This is a genomic window from Mycolicibacterium sediminis, assembly GCF_010731735.1.
In the GTDB taxonomy this organism is placed as follows: Bacteria; Actinomycetota; Actinomycetes; order Mycobacteriales; family Mycobacteriaceae; genus Mycobacterium; species Mycobacterium sediminis.
The window spans coordinates 6,182,611-6,198,784 of sequence record NZ_AP022588.1 but is presented as its reverse complement, the minus strand read 5'-3'; the positions used below and the strand labels follow the sequence as shown (position 1 = coordinate 6,198,784).

Sequence of the window (16,174 nt, the reverse complement as noted above, 5' to 3'; positions counted from 1 at the left end):
ACGTGCTCGTCAGGCGTGGTTCGGCCGTCCGCCGGGCGAACGGCGCCGTCGCCGATCTGGAACTACCCGAGGCGGTGTTCCGGACCTGCCCGTGGCAGCCGCGGGAGTTGGTCGACCTGGGGCTGCGTCAGTGGCTGCGGTGCTGCGCCGCGGCCCTACACGACGGCGAGGTCATCGGGATGCCGTCGCACGCCGTCGACGAGGCGTGGCACGGCTTCATCCTCTGTACGGCCAGGTACGCGGCGTTCTGCCGGTCGGCGTACGGCCGGTTCCTGCATCACCACCCGGACGGCGGGGCCCCGCCCGGGGTCACCGGTGACCCGATGTCCGAGCAGCTCCGCCGCACGGTCGTCGCCTGGTCGGTCGTCGCAGCGCCGGGGGAGCAGTGCGTCCTGTGGGACCTGGACCGCCGCATCGGGGTGCCCGAACCGTGGGGCGTGTCCGCGACGCAGGTCACAGCTGTCGAACAGGATCTTCGCAGGGTCTGAACCACCCGAAACGGGGGTAATCCCATGTTCGGGTCGGGGGCGGTTCACGAGGTCGGCATGCCATTTCACGGCTGGGAAATGGTTTGACCTCACCTATTGTTGAGGTTTTACGGTGATGACATGAACTTGGAGACCGTCGCGCGACAGACGCTGTACCGGCAAACCCGGGCACGCGGCGGTGAACTGCGCGAGCTTGCGAACCGCGGCCTGCTCCGACGCATCTGGCAGTTCTCCGCACGGCACCACCGCAGGCTGGGCTTCTTCGTCGGCGTCAGCGTCGTCGGAGCGCTGCTCGCCGTCGCGACCCCGCTGCTGGCGGGCAAGGTCGTCGACGCGATCGTCAACGGTGGCGCGCCGGCGACCGTCGTGGTCATCGCCGCCATCATCGCCGCCGTCGCCTTCGCGGAGACCGCGGTCACGATGCTCACCCGGTGGCTGTCGTCGACGATCGGCGAGGGCCTGATCCTGGACCTGCGCACCGCGGTGTTCGACCACGTGCAGCGCATGCCCGTCGCCTTCTTCACCAGGACCCGAACCGGCGCGCTGGTCAGCCGCCTGGGCAACGACGTCATCGGTGCCCAGCGCGCGTTCTCCGACACGCTGTCGGGCGTCGTGTCGAACGTCGTCACCCTGACGCTGACGCTCGTCGTCATGCTGGGCATCTCGTGGCAGATCACGCTGCTCTCGCTCCTGCTGACGCCGCTGTTCCTGCTGCCCGCGCGCCGGATCGGCCGGTCCATGGCGACGCTGAGCCGCGAGAGCGCGATCAACAACGCGACGATGAACACCCAGATGACCGAGCGCTTCTCCGCGCCGGGCGCGACGCTCGTGAAGCTCTTCGGCAGCCCCGCGCGGGAATCCGAGGAGTTCGCCACCCGCGCCGGTCGGGTCCGCGACATCGGCGTCAAGACCTCGATGCTGCAGGCGACGTTCCTCAGCTCGCTGACGTTGATGTCCGCGCTCGCGCTGGCACTGGTCTACGGCCTGGGCGGCGTGCTCGCGATCGGAGGGCAGTTGGAGGCCGGGGCCATCGTCTCGCTGGCACTGCTGCTCACCCGGTTGTACGCGCCGCTCACCGCGCTGGCCAACGCCCGCGTCGAGATCGCCAGTGCGCTCGTCAGTTTCGAGCGCGTCTTCGAGGTCCTCGACCTGGTGCCGCTCATCCAGGAGAAGCCCGACGCCCGCGCGGTCCCCGACGGCCCGGTCACCGTCGAGTTCGACGACGTCCGGTTCGGCTACCCCTCGGCGACCGAGGTGTCGCTGGCCTCGCTCGAGGAGGTCGCGGTGCTCGACGACCGCGGCGGAGACGAAGTGCTGCATGGAATCTCGTTCCGCGCCGAACCCGGTCAGATGGTGGCGCTCGTCGGGTCGTCCGGCGCAGGCAAGTCGACCACCGCCTCCCTGGTGGCGCGGCTGTACGACGTGTCGTCCGGTGCAGTGCGGCTCGCGGGCGTCGACGTGCGCGATCTGACCTTCGAGTCGCTGCAGGACACCGTCGGCGTGGTCACCCAGGACGGCCACCTGTTCCACGAGTCGATCCGGTCCAACCTCACCCTCGGCACCGACGAGCGGACCGACGACGAGCTGTGGGAGGCCCTGCGGCGGGCCCGCCTGGCCGACGTGATCGCCGACATGCCCGATGGTCTGGACACCATCGTGGGTGAACGTGGCTACCGGCTCTCCGGCGGTCAGCGCCAGCGCCTGACCATCGCGCGGCTGCTGCTCGGCCGGTCGCGGGTCGTCGTCCTCGACGAGGCGACGGCGTCGCTGGACTCGGAGTCGGAGGCGGCCGTGCAGCAGGCCCTGGCGGAGGCACTGGCGGGTCGGACGTCGATCGTCATCGCCCACCGGTTGTCCACGATCCGCGCCGCCGACGTCATCCTCGTCGTGGAGGACGGCCGGATCGTCGAGCGCGGGACGCACACCCAGCTGTTGGCCCGGCGGGGCCGCTACACGCGTCTGTACGAGACGCAGTTCAGCGACGGGGCCGCTGCATGACACGACTGTCTCGCGAGCCCGCGATCTCGCCGCCGCCCGCGGTCGCCCGTGGCTCGTCGTCGCTGATCCGGCTGCTGCCCTACCTGCTGCCGTACCGGTGGCGGTGGGTGCTGATGTCGATCATCGCGCTCGCCAGCACCGGTGCCACCATCGTCATCCCGCTGATGACGCGGGCGGTCATCGACGGCCCGATCCGCAACCAGGACCAGCAGGGCCTCTGGGTGCTCGGCGCGGCCGCGATGGGCATCGGCATCACCGAGGCGCTGCTGTGGTTCATCCGGCGCTGGCTCGTCGCGCGCGCCACGCTGGGCGTCGAGGCGGACATCCGCAAGGACCTCTACGCCCGGCTACAGATCCTGCCCATGTCGTTCCACGGCCGGTGGCAGTCGGGGCAGCTGCTGTCCCGCGTGATGAACGACCTCAGCGCCATCCGGCAGTTCCTCTCCTTCGGGCTGCTCTTCCTGGTGCTCAACCTGATTCAGATCGTCGTGGTGACGGCCATCCTGCTGTCGATGTACTGGCCGCTGGGCGTCGTGGTCGTCGTCTCGGTCGTCCCGATCACGTTGACGGTGCTGCACTTCCAGCGCAAGTTCACCAAGCTGTCGCGGCTGTCGCAGGACCAGGCCGGTCACGTGGCGACCGACGTCGAGGAGGCCGCGCTGGGCATGCGCGTGGTCAAGTCGTTCGGACGCGAGGACTACTCGTTCGACCGCTTCGACCAGAAGGCCCGCGCGCTGTACGACACCGAGGTGAACAAGGTGGCGGTGTCCGCGAAGTTCTGGACGCTGCTCGAGGTGATCCCCAACATCACGCTGATCCTGGTGCTCGGGTTCGGCGCCTACGCCGCGGGCATGGGCCAGGTGACGCTGGGCACGCTGGTCGCCTTCATCACGATGATGCTGTCGCTGGTGTGGCCGATCGCCTCGCTGGGCTTCCTGCTGTCGATGACGCAGGAGTCCTTCACCGCCGCCGATCGCGTCGCCGACGTCTTCGACGCCACCCGCGACATCCACGACGGACCGATCGACGACGTGCCGCACGGCGGCAGGCTGGAACTCGTCGACGTCGGATTCCGGTTCCCGGACACGGACGCCTTCGCGCTGCGCCACGTGAGCGTGACGGTCGAACCGGGCGAGACCCTCGCCCTCGTCGGCTCGACGGGATCGGGCAAGTCCGTTCTCGCGTCGCTGTTCTCGCGGCTGCACGACGTCAGCGAGGGCAGGATCCTGGTCGACGGCATCGACGTCCGCGACATGTCGTTGACCGCGCTGCGCAGTGCGGTGGCGACGGCGTTCGAGGATCCCACGCTGTTCTCGATGTCGGTGGCGGAGAACCTTCGGCTCGGCAATCCGACGGCCACCGAGGAGCAGCTGGCCGAGGCGATCGACGTCGCCGCGGCGAACTTCGTCTACGACCTGCCGTTCGGCCTCGACACCAGGATCGGCGAGCAGGGCATGAGCCTGTCCGGCGGTCAGCGGCAACGCCTTTCGCTGGCCCGCGCGATCCTCGCCAAGCCGGCGATCCTGGTCCTCGACGACACCCTGTCCGCCCTCGACGTGCACACCGAGGCACGCGTGACCGAGGCGCTGGAGCGCATGCTCGGTGACGTCACCGGTGTCGTCGTCGCCCACCGGGCGTCGACGGTGCTGCTCGCCGACCGCGTCGCACTGCTCGAGGGCGGCACCATCACCCACGTGGGCACCCACGCCCAACTGCTCGCCGACGTGCCGGAATACCGTTACCTGCTGGCGGCGGACGACGATCTCGCGGAGGCCGCCCTGTGAGCGTGACGGACTGGCGCGGGCGGACGGTCTCCGACGAGACCGGTGACCTGCCCATCGACGAGACGGTGTCGCGCCGCCGGGAGGCCCGTTCGCTGCTGGGTTCCCTGCTGCGGCCGTACAAGAGGACGGTGGCGCTGCTCGCCGTCATCGTCGTCCTGGAGAACGTCGCCCGGCTGTCGGTGCCGCTGCTGGTGCAGCGCGGCATCGACCACGGCATCCCGCCGATCGTCGAGCGCGGCGCGGCGGGCGAGCTGCTGACGATCGTCGCGGCGCTGTGCGGCGTGGTGGCGGTGCAGGCGACGAGCCGGATGTACTTCCTGCGCCGTTCGGGACGCATCGGCCAGCGCGTGCTGCTGTCGTTGCGGCAGCAGATCTTCCGGCACTTCCAGCAGCTCGACGTGGCGTTCCACGACCGCTACACCTCCGGCCGGGTGGTGAGCCGCTCCACCAACGACGTCGACGCGCTGCAGGACATGCTGCAGACCGGGTTCGACAGCCTGATCACCGCGGTGCTGACCCTCGGCGGCACGGCGGTGCTGCTGGTGGTGCTCGACGTCAAGCTCGGCCTGGTCTGCCTGGGCGTGTTCCCGATCATGGTCGGCCTGATCTGGTGGTTCCGCACGCAGTCGGCGAAGGTCTACCTGAAGGTCCGCGAGAGCGCGGCGCTGGTCATCGTGCAGTTCGTCGAGACGATGACGGGCATCAAGGCGGTGCAGGCCTACCGTCGGGAGCCACGCAACCAGGAGATCTTCGAGGACGTCGCGGATCAGTACCGCGACATCAACGAGCGCGCCTTCAAGCTGCTGGCGATCTTCATGCCGGCGACCAAGCTCGTCGGCAACGTCACGACCGGCCTGGTGCTGCTGTACGGCGGTTACCGGGTGCTGCACGGCGAGATGACGATCGGCACGCTCGCGGCGTTCCTGCTCTACCTGCGGATGTTCTTCGAGCCGATGCAGGAGATCACGCAGTTCTTCAACACCTTCCAGTCGGCGGCCGCCGCGCTGGAGAAGATCGCGGGCGTGCTGGCGCAGCGGCCGGCGATCGAGGATCCGGCCCGGCCGGTCCACCTGCCCGCGGTCAAGGGCGACGTCGCCTTTCGCGACGTCGAGTTCTCCTACGTCGCCGACCGGCCGGTGCTGCCGGGGCTGAACCTCGAGGTGCCGGCGGGGCAGACGGTGGCCCTGGTGGGGACGACGGGTGCGGGCAAGACGACGATCGCGAAGCTGATCGCCCGGTTCTACGACCCGACGTCGGGCACGGTGACGCTCGACGGCCACGACCTGCGCGACCTGACGCAGGGCGAGTTGCGCCGCCACGTCGTCATGGTCACCCAGGAGAACTTCATGTTCGAGGGGACCATCGCGGACAACATCCGGTTCGGCCGCCCCGACGCCACCGACGACGAGGTGCGCGAGGCCGCCGAAGCCGTTGGCGCGTCGCGATTCATCGACGCGATGCCCGAGGGGTACGAGACCGACGTCGCCAAGCGCGGCGGGCGGCTGTCCGCGGGTCAGCGGCAGCTGATCGCGTTCGCCCGGGCGTTCCTCGCCGACCCCGCCGTGCTGATCCTCGACGAGGCGACGTCGTCACTCGACATCCCCAGTGAGCGGATGGTGCAGCGCGCTTTGGCCACCGTGCTCGCGGAGCGCACGGCGCTGGTGATCGCGCACCGCCTGTCCACCGTGCAGATCGCCGACCGCGTGCTGGTGCTCGAGCACGGCCGGATCGTGGAGGACGGCCCACCCGACGAGCTGATCGCGGGCGGCGGACGGTACGCCGCGCTGCACCGCGCCTGGGTGGACTCGCTCGTCTGAGCGGCGCTTTAGAGGCCGCTGGGTGCAGGTCTCCGGCGCAGTGTGATCGACCTGCCCGCCTCTGAGCGACAAGTCGCGACAATCGTTGTGTCCCCAGTTGGCCGGCTGCGCACAGGGAACCTGCCGCCGGGGCATCCGAGACGTGGGCCGTCGGTGTGGCACGTGACGCTCGGGACATGGCCGAATCACTGCTGTTACGCGGCATCGAACTGCGCTACGTCCTGACCAACCATCTGGCCCGACACGGTGACCGCACCGTCGCCGAACTGGTCGTGGTCCTCGAGCACCTCGGCTTCGGTGTATCGGGGCGCCCTTCGAAGGCCGTCTCCGACGCGCTGCGCTGGGAGGTCCGCCTGGGACGGGTCTACAAGCGTGGGCGGACGATCTATGGGCCCGGCTATCTGCCGAGGGCAACCGAATGGCGGATCGATCGTCGGGTGGCAGAACTGCGTGAACGAGCACTTCCGCACCGTCCGCAGGACTCGTCCACCGCCCCGGATTGGCTCTTCGAGTGACGCCCGGACGCGAATGTCGCTACTTGTCGCGCAAAGGCGGGCACATGGAACCTGGCCGCTCAGCACTGAAGTCCTAGCCACCCGCCGAACGTCACGCTCGGCAGCGGTGACCCGGCGCAGCACATAGTCTCCGGAGCATGACGCTCAACCAGCTGCGGGCGTTCGTCGAGGCCGAGCGGCTCGGCTCGTTCACCGCTGCCGCCGAGGCCATGCAGGTGGCGCAGGCGTCGGTATCCGAACTCGTCCGCAGACTGGAGGACGAACTCGGCGCGCAGCTGTTCGTCCGGGGCAGCCGCCGTCTCGCGCTCACCGCCGCGGGCCAGGAACTGCTGCCCTACGCCCAGCAGTCCGTCCACGCCGCCGACGGCGGTGTCCAGGCGGTGCGGTCGGTGGGCTCACTCGGCGGCGGGACCGCGACGTTCGGGGTGCCCCGCAACGCCGACTACTACCTGCTCTCGCACCTCGTCCAGACGTTCCACATGCGCTACCCGTCGGTGCGCGTGCGCCTGGTCGGCCAGAACTCCGCCGAGACCGCCGCGGCCATCCAGGCCGGTGAGATCGAGGCGGGCATGCTGATCCTGCCCATCGACGACGAGGACCTGACCGTCCAGCCACTGCTGCGCGACGAGGTGTTCTACGTCAGCGCCGACCCCACCCACACCGAGAAGCCCGTCACCATCGAGCGTTTCGCGGAGGCGACGCTAGTGCTGTACGACGCGCACTACGGGTGGAAGGACCCGACGCGGCGCCAGCTCGCCGAGCGCGCGCAGCTCGCGGGCCTGCGCCTGGAGCCGATGATCGAGATCGAGCACGTCGAGTCCGCGCTGAAACTGGTGGCCGCCAACGTCGGCGACACCATCGTCAGCGGCGCCGTCGTCCACAGCGACGCCTTCCCCGCCGGACTGCACACTGCGCCGTTCGCCGAACCGCTGTACGACACCATCGCGCTGGCCCAGCACCGCGGGCGTCCGCTGTCGAACGCGACGCGGGAGTTCGCCCGGCTGGCGATCGACACCGTGCGCGACCTTCCGGTCACGACGGCGCCGCGCGGAGGCGGTCCCGCGGTGCCGCTGATCGATCGTTTCGCGCAGGCATAGGGTCATCCTGTGGTTTGCGCAGGAATCGCCCATCTAGTCCTGCGGCAGAATTCGGTTTAGCGTCGCCGACATGCAGATCACCGCTGACGAAGCCCGCGCCCTCGGTCCGTTCACCTGGCTGAAGAAGCCCGCCGTCGACGGCCCTCCCGCACAGCGCGACCCGAAGGTCGTCGAACGCGTGTCGGAGATGCTGTCCGACATCGAGCGCAACGGCCTTGACGCCGTCCGCGGCTACGCCGAGGAGCTCGACGGGTGGACCGGCGACCTCGAGGTGACGGCCGACGACCTCCGCAGGAGCGGCGACGCCCTGCCCGCAGACGTGCGGGCGGCGCTGGAACTCGGCCACGAACGCACCAACCGCTTCGCCACCGCGCAGCGCTCGCACCTATCGGACTTCGAGGTCGACCTCGCCCCGGGCGTCGTCGGCGGCGTCCAGTACATCCCGGTGAGCCGTGTCGGGGCGTACCTGCCCGCAGGTCGGTTCCCGCTGCTCGCCAGCGCGTTCATGACGGTCGGCGTGGCCAAGGCCGCGGGCGTGCCCACGGTGGTGGCCTGCACGCCGCCGTCGGGCGAGCACGGCGCGCACCCCGCGGTGCTGTACGGCGCGTACCTGTCCCGTGCCGACCGCGTCTTCGCAGTCGGTGGCGTACAGGCACTGGGCGCCATGGCATTCGGCCTCCTCGGCGAGGCGCCCGTCGACATGCTGGTGGGTGCGGGCAACGCGTTCGTCACCGAGGCGAAGCGGCAGCTGTTCGGCCAGGTGGGCATCGACCTACTGGCCGGCCCGTCGGAGGTCGCCGTGCTGGCCGACGAGACCGCCGACCCCGAGTGGGTGGCTGCCGACCTGCTGGGTCAGGCCGAGCACGGCCCCAACTCACCGGCCGCGCTCATCACGACGTCGGAGTCGTTGGGCCGCAGGGTCATCGAGGCGATCGAACGCCAACTGGAGACGCTGGCCACCCGCGAGATCGCCGGTGCGGCGTGGCGGGACTTCGGCTCCGTGGTGGTCGCCCAGGACCGCGCCCAGGCCGCGGCGATCTCCGACGTGCTCGGTCCCGAACACCTCGAGGTCCAGACCGACGACGACGAGTTCTTCCTCAAGGAACTGCGCAACTACGGGTCGCTGTTCATCGGCCCGTGGAGCACCGTCGCCTACTCCGACAAGGGCATCGCGGGCACCAATCACGTTCTGCCGACGGGGAAGACAGCCCGCTACAACGCAGGTCTCTCAGTCTCGCGCTTCCTCAAGCCGCTGACCTATCAGCGGGCGCAGCGCGAGGCGACGGCGGCGCTCGCACCGGCCGTCGAGCGCATCTCGGCCTTCGAGGGCCTGGCCGCCCACGAGGCGACCGCGACCATCCGCATCGAGCGGATCGGGCGGCACTCCGGGGCGTTCGACGGCACCCCCGCCGTCGACCGGGGCCGGTGACGCGGCTGCGCGTCTCGGCGGTGTCCCTGGCCGTCGAGTTCGGCGCGCTGGAAGAGAACCTCGCCGCCATCGGGGACGCGCTGGCGAGCGACGAGCCCGGTCCGCACCTGATCGTGCTGCCCGAACTCGCCACCAGCGGGTACGTCTTCGTCGACGCCGACGAGGCGCGCTCGCTGGCACTGCGGGCCGACGATGCGCGGCTGCTCGAACTGGCAGGTCGCCTGAGCCCCCAGACCGTGGCCGTCGTCGGCTTCTGCGAGGTCGACGGTGACCGACTGTTCAACTCCGCGTTGGTGATCGGCGCCGACGGCATTCTCGCCCGCTACCGCAAGGCGCACCTGTGGGCGGCCGAGAACCTCGTGTTCGACGTCGGCGACGAAGCGGGTGCGGTGGTCGACACTCCGGTCGGACGGGTGGGCGTCGCGATCTGCTACGACAGCGAGTTCCCCGAGTTGCCGCGACGGCTGGCCCTCGCCGGCGCCGAGGTGCTCGCGATGCCGGTGAACTGGCCGCTGGTCGAGCGTCCCGCGGGCGAGCATCCGCCCGAGACCGTGCAGGCCATGGCGTCTGCGAGGTCGTCGCGCCTGCCCACCGCCATCGCCGACCGGCACGGCGGCGAGCGCGACGTCGAGTGGACGGGCGCCACGTGCGTCATCTCGTCCGACGGCTGGGTCTGCGCCACGGCCGACGCCGACGGCGTCGCGTCGACCGTCCTCGACCTCGACAAGTCCCTCGGGGTCCACAACGACCTCTTCGCCGACCGGCGCCCGGAGCTGTACGCCGATCTCGCGTCACCCATCCATCCGACCGTCAAGCGAGGCATACATGTCTGAGACGCGCGCCATCGAATCGAAGTCCATCGACTGGGTCCCGCTCGACGAACGCAGGGGGAAGCCGTCGACCCTGTTCCCGCTGTGGTTCATGTCGAACGCGAACTTGACCACGCTGGCGACCGGCATGGTCGGCGCCGCGCTCGGGGCGTCGTTCCTGACGTCGCTGGTGGCGATCGTGCTGGGTGCTGCGGTCGGCACGGTGTTCACCGCGTTCCACTCGGCGCAGGGCCCGCAGCTCGGGCTGCCGCAGATCATCCAGTCCCGCGCGCAGTTCGGCTATCGCGGCGTCGTGGTCATCTGTGCGGTGGTGGTGTTCAGCATCGTCGGCTTCAACGTCTTCAACCAGATCCTCGCCGCCGACGTCATCACTCTCGCGACCGGCACCGACCTGCGCGACCTCTGGTTCGTCATCATCACCGGGCTGGCGCTGACGCTCGCGATCTACGGCTATCACTGGATCCACCGCTTCCAGACCTGGCTGACGTGGCTGTTCCTCGCGACCTTCGGGGTGTTCACCGTCGCCGCGCTGATCCTGCTCGACGTGCCCGACGGCCAGTTCGGCTTCGGCGGGTTCACGTGGGCGGCGTTCCTGGTGCAGTTCGCGGCGGCTGCGGCCTACGCCCTGGGGTGGGCACCGTACGTGTCGGACTACTCGCGCTACCTGCCGCCGCAGACCAGCCCGCGAAAGGCGCTCTGGTACACCTACTTTGGCGTGTTCGTTGGCGCAGTGTGGCTGATGGCGCTCGGCGCGCTGGTGGCCGGCGTGTTCGCTGACGCGTCCCCGCTGGAGGCCGTCAAGTCCGCCGCCGACGACCTAGTCCCCGGGTCCGGCGTGTGGCTGCTGATCGCCGCGCTGCCCGGCCTCGTCACCGTCATCACGGTCAACGTCTACGCGGCGTCGCTCGAACTGATCACGATGGTCGACTCGTTCAAGGCCGTACAGCCGACGCGTCGACTCCGGGTGATCGCGTGCAGCGTGGTCGCCGGCACCGGACTGCTGGGCGCGGTGCTCTCGTCGGGCGACTTCCTCGCCAACTTCGGCAGCTTCCTGGTGGTGCTGCTGTACCTGCTGGTGCCGTGGACGTCGGTCAACCTCGTCGACTACTACTTCGTCCGCCGCGGCCACTACGCCATCCGCGAGATCTTCATCCCCACCGGCAGCGTCTACGGGTCGTGGGGCTGGCGGGGTCTCGGCGCCTACGCGATCGGCATCGTCGCGATGATCCCGTTCGTCGTCACCGTCTGGTACACCGGCCCGATCGCCGCGGCCCTCGGTGACGTCGACGTCGCACTGTTCGTCGGCCTGGTCGTGTCGGCGGTGGCCTACGTGCTGATGGCCAGGTCGCTCGACCTCGCCGGTGAGATCGCCAAGGCCGAGGCGGACGCCCGCGAGCACGGCGTCGAGGCGGTGTCGTTCGCCGGCCGCGTCGCGCCGGTAGAAACCTAGGGGAGACCGGGTCCCCGCCGATCCTGCCGAACTCACAGCAGGCTCCCGGCGGGTTGGCAGACTGGTCCCCATGACGACCAACACCGATCGCTATCGTGCTGCCCGCGATCACCTGGTGGCCGTGATCGGCGACTACGACGCGGCCGTGGAGACCTTCGCCTGGCCGATGATCGAGGGCACCTTCAACTGGGCGACCGACTGGTTCGACGTCGTCGCGCGCGACCCGGGGTCGGCCGACCGGCTCGCGCTGTGGATCGTCGCGCAGGACGGCACCGAGCGGAAGGTGACGTTCGCCGAGATGGCGGAGCGGTCCGACCAGGTGGCGACGTGGCTGGCCGGCCTCGGCGTCGGCAAGGGCGACCGCGTCATCCTGATGCTCGGCAATCAGGTCGAGCTGTGGGAGGCGATGCTCGCGGTAGCCAAGCTCGGCGCGGTCATCATGCCGACGACGGGTGCGCTCGGGCCCGCCGACCTGACCGACCGGATCTCACGCGGCGACGCCGGTTACGTCATCGCGAATGCCGCTGACACCGCCAAGTTCGACGACGTCCCCGGCGACTACGTCCGGATCGTCGTCGGCGCGCCCGTCGCCGGGTGGCACGCCTACGCAGCTGCCGCCGAGGTGGAGTCGGCCGGTCCGTTCGCCGCGTGCACCTCCGTCGACGATCCGCTGCTGGTCTACTTCACGTCCGGGACGACGAGCCGGCCCAAACTGGTCGAGCACTCGCAGGTGTCCTATCCGGTCGGGCATCTGTCGACCATGGCGTGGATCGGCGCGCGGCCCGGCGACGTACACCTGGCGATCAGCTCGCCGGGGTGGGCCAAGCACGCGTGGAGCTGTTTCTTCGCGCCGTGGATCGCCGAGGCGACCATCTTCGTGTTCGACTACGCGCGGTTCTCCGCCGCCGACCTGCTCGGCCAACTCCGCCGGACCGGGGTCACGACGTTCTGCGCGCCACCGACGGTGTGGCGCATGCTCATTCAGGCCGACCTGGGTGAGCGGCCCGAGGCCCTGCGCGAGATCCTCGGCGCGGGGGAGCCGTTGAACCCCGACGTGATCACCCGGGTGGAGAAGGCGTGGGGGCTGACGATCCGCGACGGGTTCGGCCAGACCGAGACGACCCTGCAGGTGGGCAACACACCGGGCCAGCCCGTGAAGGCGGGGTCGATGGGCCGGCCGATGCCGGGCGTCCCCGTGGTCCTCGTCGACCCCGTCAGCGGTGACCTCGCCGACGAGGGGGAGATCTGCCTGGATCTCGCTGCGGCGCCGGTCAATCTGATGACGGGATACCTCGGCGATCCGGAACGCAACGCGCACGTGATGGCGAACGGGTACTACCACACCGGTGACGTGGCGAGCCGGGACGCGGACGGCTACATCACCTACATCGGCCGCACCGACGACGTGTTCAAGTCGTCGGACTACAAGGTGTCGCCGTTCGAGTTGGAGAGCGTGCTGATCGAGCATCCCGCGGTGGTGGAGGCCGCGGTGGTGCCACAGCCGGACGAGACGCGGTTGTCGGTGCCCAAGGCGTACGTCGCCCTGGCCGAGGGGTGGACCGCCGACGCCGGCACCGCCAAGGAGATCATGGCGTACGCGCGTGACCACCTCGCGCCGTACCTCAAGGTGCGTCGCGTCGAGTTCTTCGAACTGCCCAAGACGATTTCAGGCAAGATCCGTCGCGTCGAACTCCGGACGCGGGAGGATGAGGCGCATCGGTCGGGTACGCCGATCGACACCGAGCACCGTTACGAGGACCTGTTGTGACCGACTCATATGACGCCGGCCCGACCGACGTGCCTATCCTCGAGGAGACGATCGGCGCGAACCTCTCGAGGATCGCCGCGGAACATCCGGACGTCGACGCGCTCGTCGACGTCGCGCAGGGCCTGCGGTACACGTACGCCGAGTTGAACGCCGAGATCGACGTGGTGGCACGTGGTTTGATGGCATGCGGCATCGCGACGGGCGATCGCGTCGGTCTGTGGGCGCCGAACCGCGCCGAGTGGACGATCTCGCAGTACGCGCTGGCGAAGATCGGCGCCATCCTCGTCAACGTCAACCCGGCCTACCGCACGCACGAGCTGGCGTATGTGCTGAACCAGTCCGGCACGCGCATGCTGATCGCAGCGACGTCCTTCAAGTCGTCGGACTACGTGGCGATGGTCGCCGAGGTGCGCGAGTCGGCTCCGGCACTGACCGACGTGGTGTTCCTCGGAACCGACGACTGGGATCGGCTGCGCGACGGCGCATCCGAGGTGTCGCCGGACGACCTTGCCGCGCGGATGGCGAGCCTCGCCAACACCGACCCGATCAACATCCAGTACACGTCGGGGACGACGGGATTCCCGAAGGGTGCGACGCTCTCGCACCGCAACATCCTCAACAACGGGTACTTCACCACCGAGCTGATCGGGCTGGGTCCCGACGACCGGCTGTGCATCCCGGTGCCGTTCTACCACTGCTTCGGCATGGTGATGGGCAACCTGGGCTGCACCAGCCACGGCACCACGATGGTGATCCCCGCGCCGGGCTTCGATCCGGGGTCGACGCTCGCCGCGGTGGAGGCGGAGCGGTGTACCGGCGTCTACGGCGTGCCGACCATGTTCATTGCGATGCAGTCGCATCCGGAGTTCGCCGAGCGAGACCTGTCGTCGCTGCGGACGGGCATCATGGCCGGCGCGGTGTGCCCGGTCGAGGTGATGAAGCACTGTGTCGAGGACATGCACATGTCGGAGGTGGCGATCGCCTACGGCATGACCGAGACGTCGCCGGTGTCGTGCCAGACCCGCATGACCGACGACCTCGAGCGCCGGACGTCGTCGATCGGGCGGGCGCACCCGCACGTCGAGATCAAGGTCGTCGACCCCGAGACCGGTGAGACCGTGCCCCGTGGCGAACCCGGCGAGTTCTGCACCCGCGGCTACTCGGTGATGCTGGGATACTGGGAAGACCCTGAGAAGACCTCCGCGGCAATTGATCCCGACGGGTGGATGCACACCGGCGACCTCGCCGTCATGCGTGACGACGGCTACTGCAACGTCGTCGGCCGGATCAAGGACATGGTGATACGCGGCGGCGAGAACGTCTACCCGCGCGAGATCGAGGAGTTCCTCTACACCCATCCCGACGTCGAGGACGCCCAGGTGATCGGGGTGCCGGACGCGAAGTACGGCGAGGAGATCTGCGCCTGGATCCGGATGCGGCCCGGCCGCACCGCGTTGGACGTCGACGCGGTGCGCGACTTCGCGCGGGAGCGTCTGGCGCACTACAAGATCCCGCGGTACGTCCACGTCGTCGACGAGTTCCCGATGACGGTCACCGGCAAGGTGCGCAAGGTCGAGATGCGCGAGCGCAGCGTCGAGATCCTCGGGCTGTCAGGCGAGTAGCTCGGTCAGCTTGTCGTTGGCGGTCCGTAGACGCGGGGCGATCATGGCGGCACCCTTCTCGGCCTCCGCGTCGTCGGTCTGCATGTGGCTGACGGCGTTGAGGCGGGCGCGGTTCAACCACTGCATGAGGTCGGGGTCGGTGAACCAGACGAGCTGATTGTGGTTGAACGCCACGGTCATCGTGAGCCAGTCGATCGGCTTGGTGGGATGCGGGACCGGTTGGCAGTAGTGGTTCTTGGTGTCGTCGTCGGCGTGCATCGTCTCGACGCGCGCGATGACCGCGGCGCTGAACGCGGGCTGGCACGTGCGCACCGACTGCAGGGTGATTGCGCCGGGGGAGAAGACGGGGACGGGGTCGCGCTGGCCGATGCCGTCGCCGGTGCAGTCGAGGTACAGCGTGTCGGGTGCGGTGTCGATGGTGCCGTGGGTGAGCGTGACGCGGCCGGGTTCGATCGACTCGACGTAGCCCTTTCGGACGACGTTCGTGATCGTGCGGAGCTTCTCGAGTTCGTGCTGCGACACGATGGCGCAGCGGTACATCGTCGGCTCGACGTCCTGGTCGATGCGCAACAGGCAGCCGAAGGCCTCGAGCTGGTGGTAGAGGTCGTCGACGGAGGTGGCCTTCTTGATGGCGCGGGACTGCGCGGAGAAGTCGGCGAGGACGCGGCGGGCGAACTGCATGCCCGGTTGCACGGCGGCGCGGTCGAGCAGCCAGGAGTCGCGGGGCTTGATCCAGGTGATGCGGTCGGAGCCGATGCCGTGGCGGAGCAGCCACAGGCAGGTGTCCATCGACGTCTTGCCGGCACCGACGATGACGTATTCATCGTGGACGGGTTGCCTGGGGAGGCCGTTCGGAGGGATGCACTCGACGCCGTCGGCGATCGAGTAGGCGGGCGGCCTCATCGAGGGGACGATCACGCTGAGGTAGGTGGCGTCGACGATCCGCGTGGCGGCCGTGACCCTGATGTCCTCGCCGCCGAGGGTGCGGACCACGCCGGTGCGGTCGCCGTCGGTTCCGGTGAACTCGCTCATCGGGAGGTAGCGGACCCGGCCGCTGGGCAGCAGGTGCTGGCGCATGACGGTGTCGTAATAGGAGACGACCTCGCTGCCGCCGGCGAGTTCGTAGAAGCCCTCGTTCCACCCGCTGGCGTCGATCGAGTCGGTGCCCAGGGTGCGCGAGTTGACGCCGTAGTACGCGGACGGTTGGTGCAGCCGGACGTACGGGTAGGCGCTGAGCCAGTGCCCGCCGGGCTGGTCGTTGCGGTCGACGATGATCACGGTCGCGTCGGTCTCGGTGATGATCGTGTCGGCGAACGCCATGCCCATCGCGCCGGCTCCCACGACGACGTAGTCGGCCTCGATCGTCTGCATCGGCA

12 protein-coding genes are annotated in these 16,174 nt (G+C 69.4%); 11 read left to right on the top strand and 1 reads right to left on the bottom strand.

Annotated elements, in window-relative coordinates; all coding sequences use genetic code 11:
• Window positions 1-2: 2 nt before the first annotated feature.
• The 11 genes from G6N64_RS29535 (at window position 3) to G6N64_RS29485 (ending at window position 14,798) form a co-directional block, all read left to right on the top strand.
• The gene (locus tag G6N64_RS29535) at window positions 3-488 is read left to right on the top strand and encodes a UCP032817 domain-containing protein (protein ID WP_163801290.1); all 486 of its coding nucleotides are present in this window, start codon (window positions 3-5) and stop codon (window positions 486-488) included.
• A 120-nt stretch (window positions 489-608) separates the two neighbouring features.
• Window positions 609-2,486 carry an ABC transporter ATP-binding protein gene (locus G6N64_RS29530; protein ID WP_163801289.1) on the top strand — a complete coding sequence of 626 codons (1,878 nt, stop codon included), beginning with the start codon at window positions 609-611 and terminating at the stop codon, window positions 2,484-2,486.
• Complete coding sequence (locus G6N64_RS29525) at window positions 2,483-4,270, top strand: ABC transporter ATP-binding protein (RefSeq protein ID WP_163801288.1); 1,788 nt, start codon at window positions 2,483-2,485, stop codon at window positions 4,268-4,270. Before G6N64_RS29530 ends, G6N64_RS29525 begins: the two co-directional genes overlap by 4 nt.
• On the top strand, window positions 4,267-6,087 hold the full coding sequence (locus G6N64_RS29520) for an ABC transporter ATP-binding protein (protein ID WP_163801287.1): 1,821 nt from the start codon (window positions 4,267-4,269) through the stop codon (window positions 6,085-6,087). The genes G6N64_RS29525 and G6N64_RS29520 overlap by 4 nt, the downstream gene beginning before the upstream one ends.
• Before the next feature lie 176 nt (window positions 6,088-6,263).
• Complete coding sequence (locus tag G6N64_RS29515; protein ID WP_163801286.1) at window positions 6,264-6,602, top strand: hypothetical protein; 339 nt, start codon at window positions 6,264-6,266, stop codon at window positions 6,600-6,602.
• Window positions 6,603-6,739: 137 nt separating this feature from the next.
• Window positions 6,740-7,699 (top strand): LysR family transcriptional regulator, encoded by a 960-nt coding sequence (locus G6N64_RS29510; RefSeq protein ID WP_163801285.1) that lies wholly within the window; start codon window positions 6,740-6,742, stop codon window positions 7,697-7,699.
• A 70-nt stretch (window positions 7,700-7,769) separates the two neighbouring features.
• On the top strand, window positions 7,770-9,128 hold the full coding sequence (gene hisD, locus G6N64_RS29505; RefSeq protein ID WP_163801284.1) for a histidinol dehydrogenase: 1,359 nt from the start codon (window positions 7,770-7,772) through the stop codon (window positions 9,126-9,128).
• Window positions 9,125-9,961 (top strand): nitrilase-related carbon-nitrogen hydrolase, encoded by an 837-nt coding sequence (locus tag G6N64_RS29500; protein ID WP_163801283.1) that lies wholly within the window; start codon window positions 9,125-9,127, stop codon window positions 9,959-9,961. The genes hisD and G6N64_RS29500 overlap by 4 nt, the downstream gene beginning before the upstream one ends.
• Window positions 9,954-11,408, top strand: coding sequence for a purine-cytosine permease family protein (locus G6N64_RS29495; RefSeq protein WP_163801282.1), 1,455 nt, complete (start codon window positions 9,954-9,956; stop codon window positions 11,406-11,408). The genes G6N64_RS29500 and G6N64_RS29495 overlap by 8 nt, the downstream gene beginning before the upstream one ends.
• A 70-nt stretch (window positions 11,409-11,478) precedes the next feature.
• Window positions 11,479-13,176, top strand: a complete 1,698-nt coding sequence (locus G6N64_RS29490; RefSeq protein WP_163801281.1) for an AMP-binding protein — start codon at window positions 11,479-11,481, stop codon at window positions 13,174-13,176.
• Complete coding sequence (locus G6N64_RS29485; RefSeq protein ID WP_163801280.1) at window positions 13,173-14,798, top strand: AMP-binding protein; 1,626 nt, start codon at window positions 13,173-13,175, stop codon at window positions 14,796-14,798. The genes G6N64_RS29490 and G6N64_RS29485 overlap by 4 nt, the downstream gene beginning before the upstream one ends.
• On the opposite strand, the gene G6N64_RS29480 is transcribed toward G6N64_RS29485, so the two are convergent.
• Window positions 14,787-16,169, bottom strand: coding sequence for an NAD(P)-binding protein (locus G6N64_RS29480; protein ID WP_163801279.1), 1,383 nt, complete (start codon window positions 16,167-16,169; stop codon window positions 14,787-14,789). The genes G6N64_RS29485 and G6N64_RS29480 overlap by 12 nt on opposite strands.
• Window positions 16,170-16,174 lie beyond the last annotated feature (5 nt).

What these genes read in the sequence shown, in the direction of transcription:
- G6N64_RS29530 (WP_163801289.1), top strand. Translation starts at nt 609, where the DNA reads ATGAACTTGGAGACCGTCGCGCGACAGACGCTGTACCGGCAAACCCGG.
- G6N64_RS29525 (WP_163801288.1), top strand. Translation starts at nt 2,483, where the DNA reads ATGACACGACTGTCTCGCGAGCCCGCGATCTCGCCGCCGCCCGCGGTC.
- G6N64_RS29515 (WP_163801286.1), top strand. Translation starts at nt 6,264, where the DNA reads ATGGCCGAATCACTGCTGTTACGCGGCATCGAACTGCGCTACGTCCTG.
- G6N64_RS29510 (WP_163801285.1), top strand. Translation starts at nt 6,740, where the DNA reads ATGACGCTCAACCAGCTGCGGGCGTTCGTCGAGGCCGAGCGGCTCGGC.
- hisD (WP_163801284.1), top strand. Translation starts at nt 7,770, where the DNA reads ATGCAGATCACCGCTGACGAAGCCCGCGCCCTCGGTCCGTTCACCTGG.
- G6N64_RS29495 (WP_163801282.1), top strand. Translation starts at nt 9,954, where the DNA reads ATGTCTGAGACGCGCGCCATCGAATCGAAGTCCATCGACTGGGTCCCG.
- G6N64_RS29490 (WP_163801281.1), top strand. Translation starts at nt 11,479, where the DNA reads ATGACGACCAACACCGATCGCTATCGTGCTGCCCGCGATCACCTGGTG.
- G6N64_RS29480 (WP_163801279.1), bottom strand. Translation starts at nt 16,169, where the DNA reads ATGCAGACGATCGAGGCCGACTACGTCGTCGTGGGAGCCGGCGCGATG.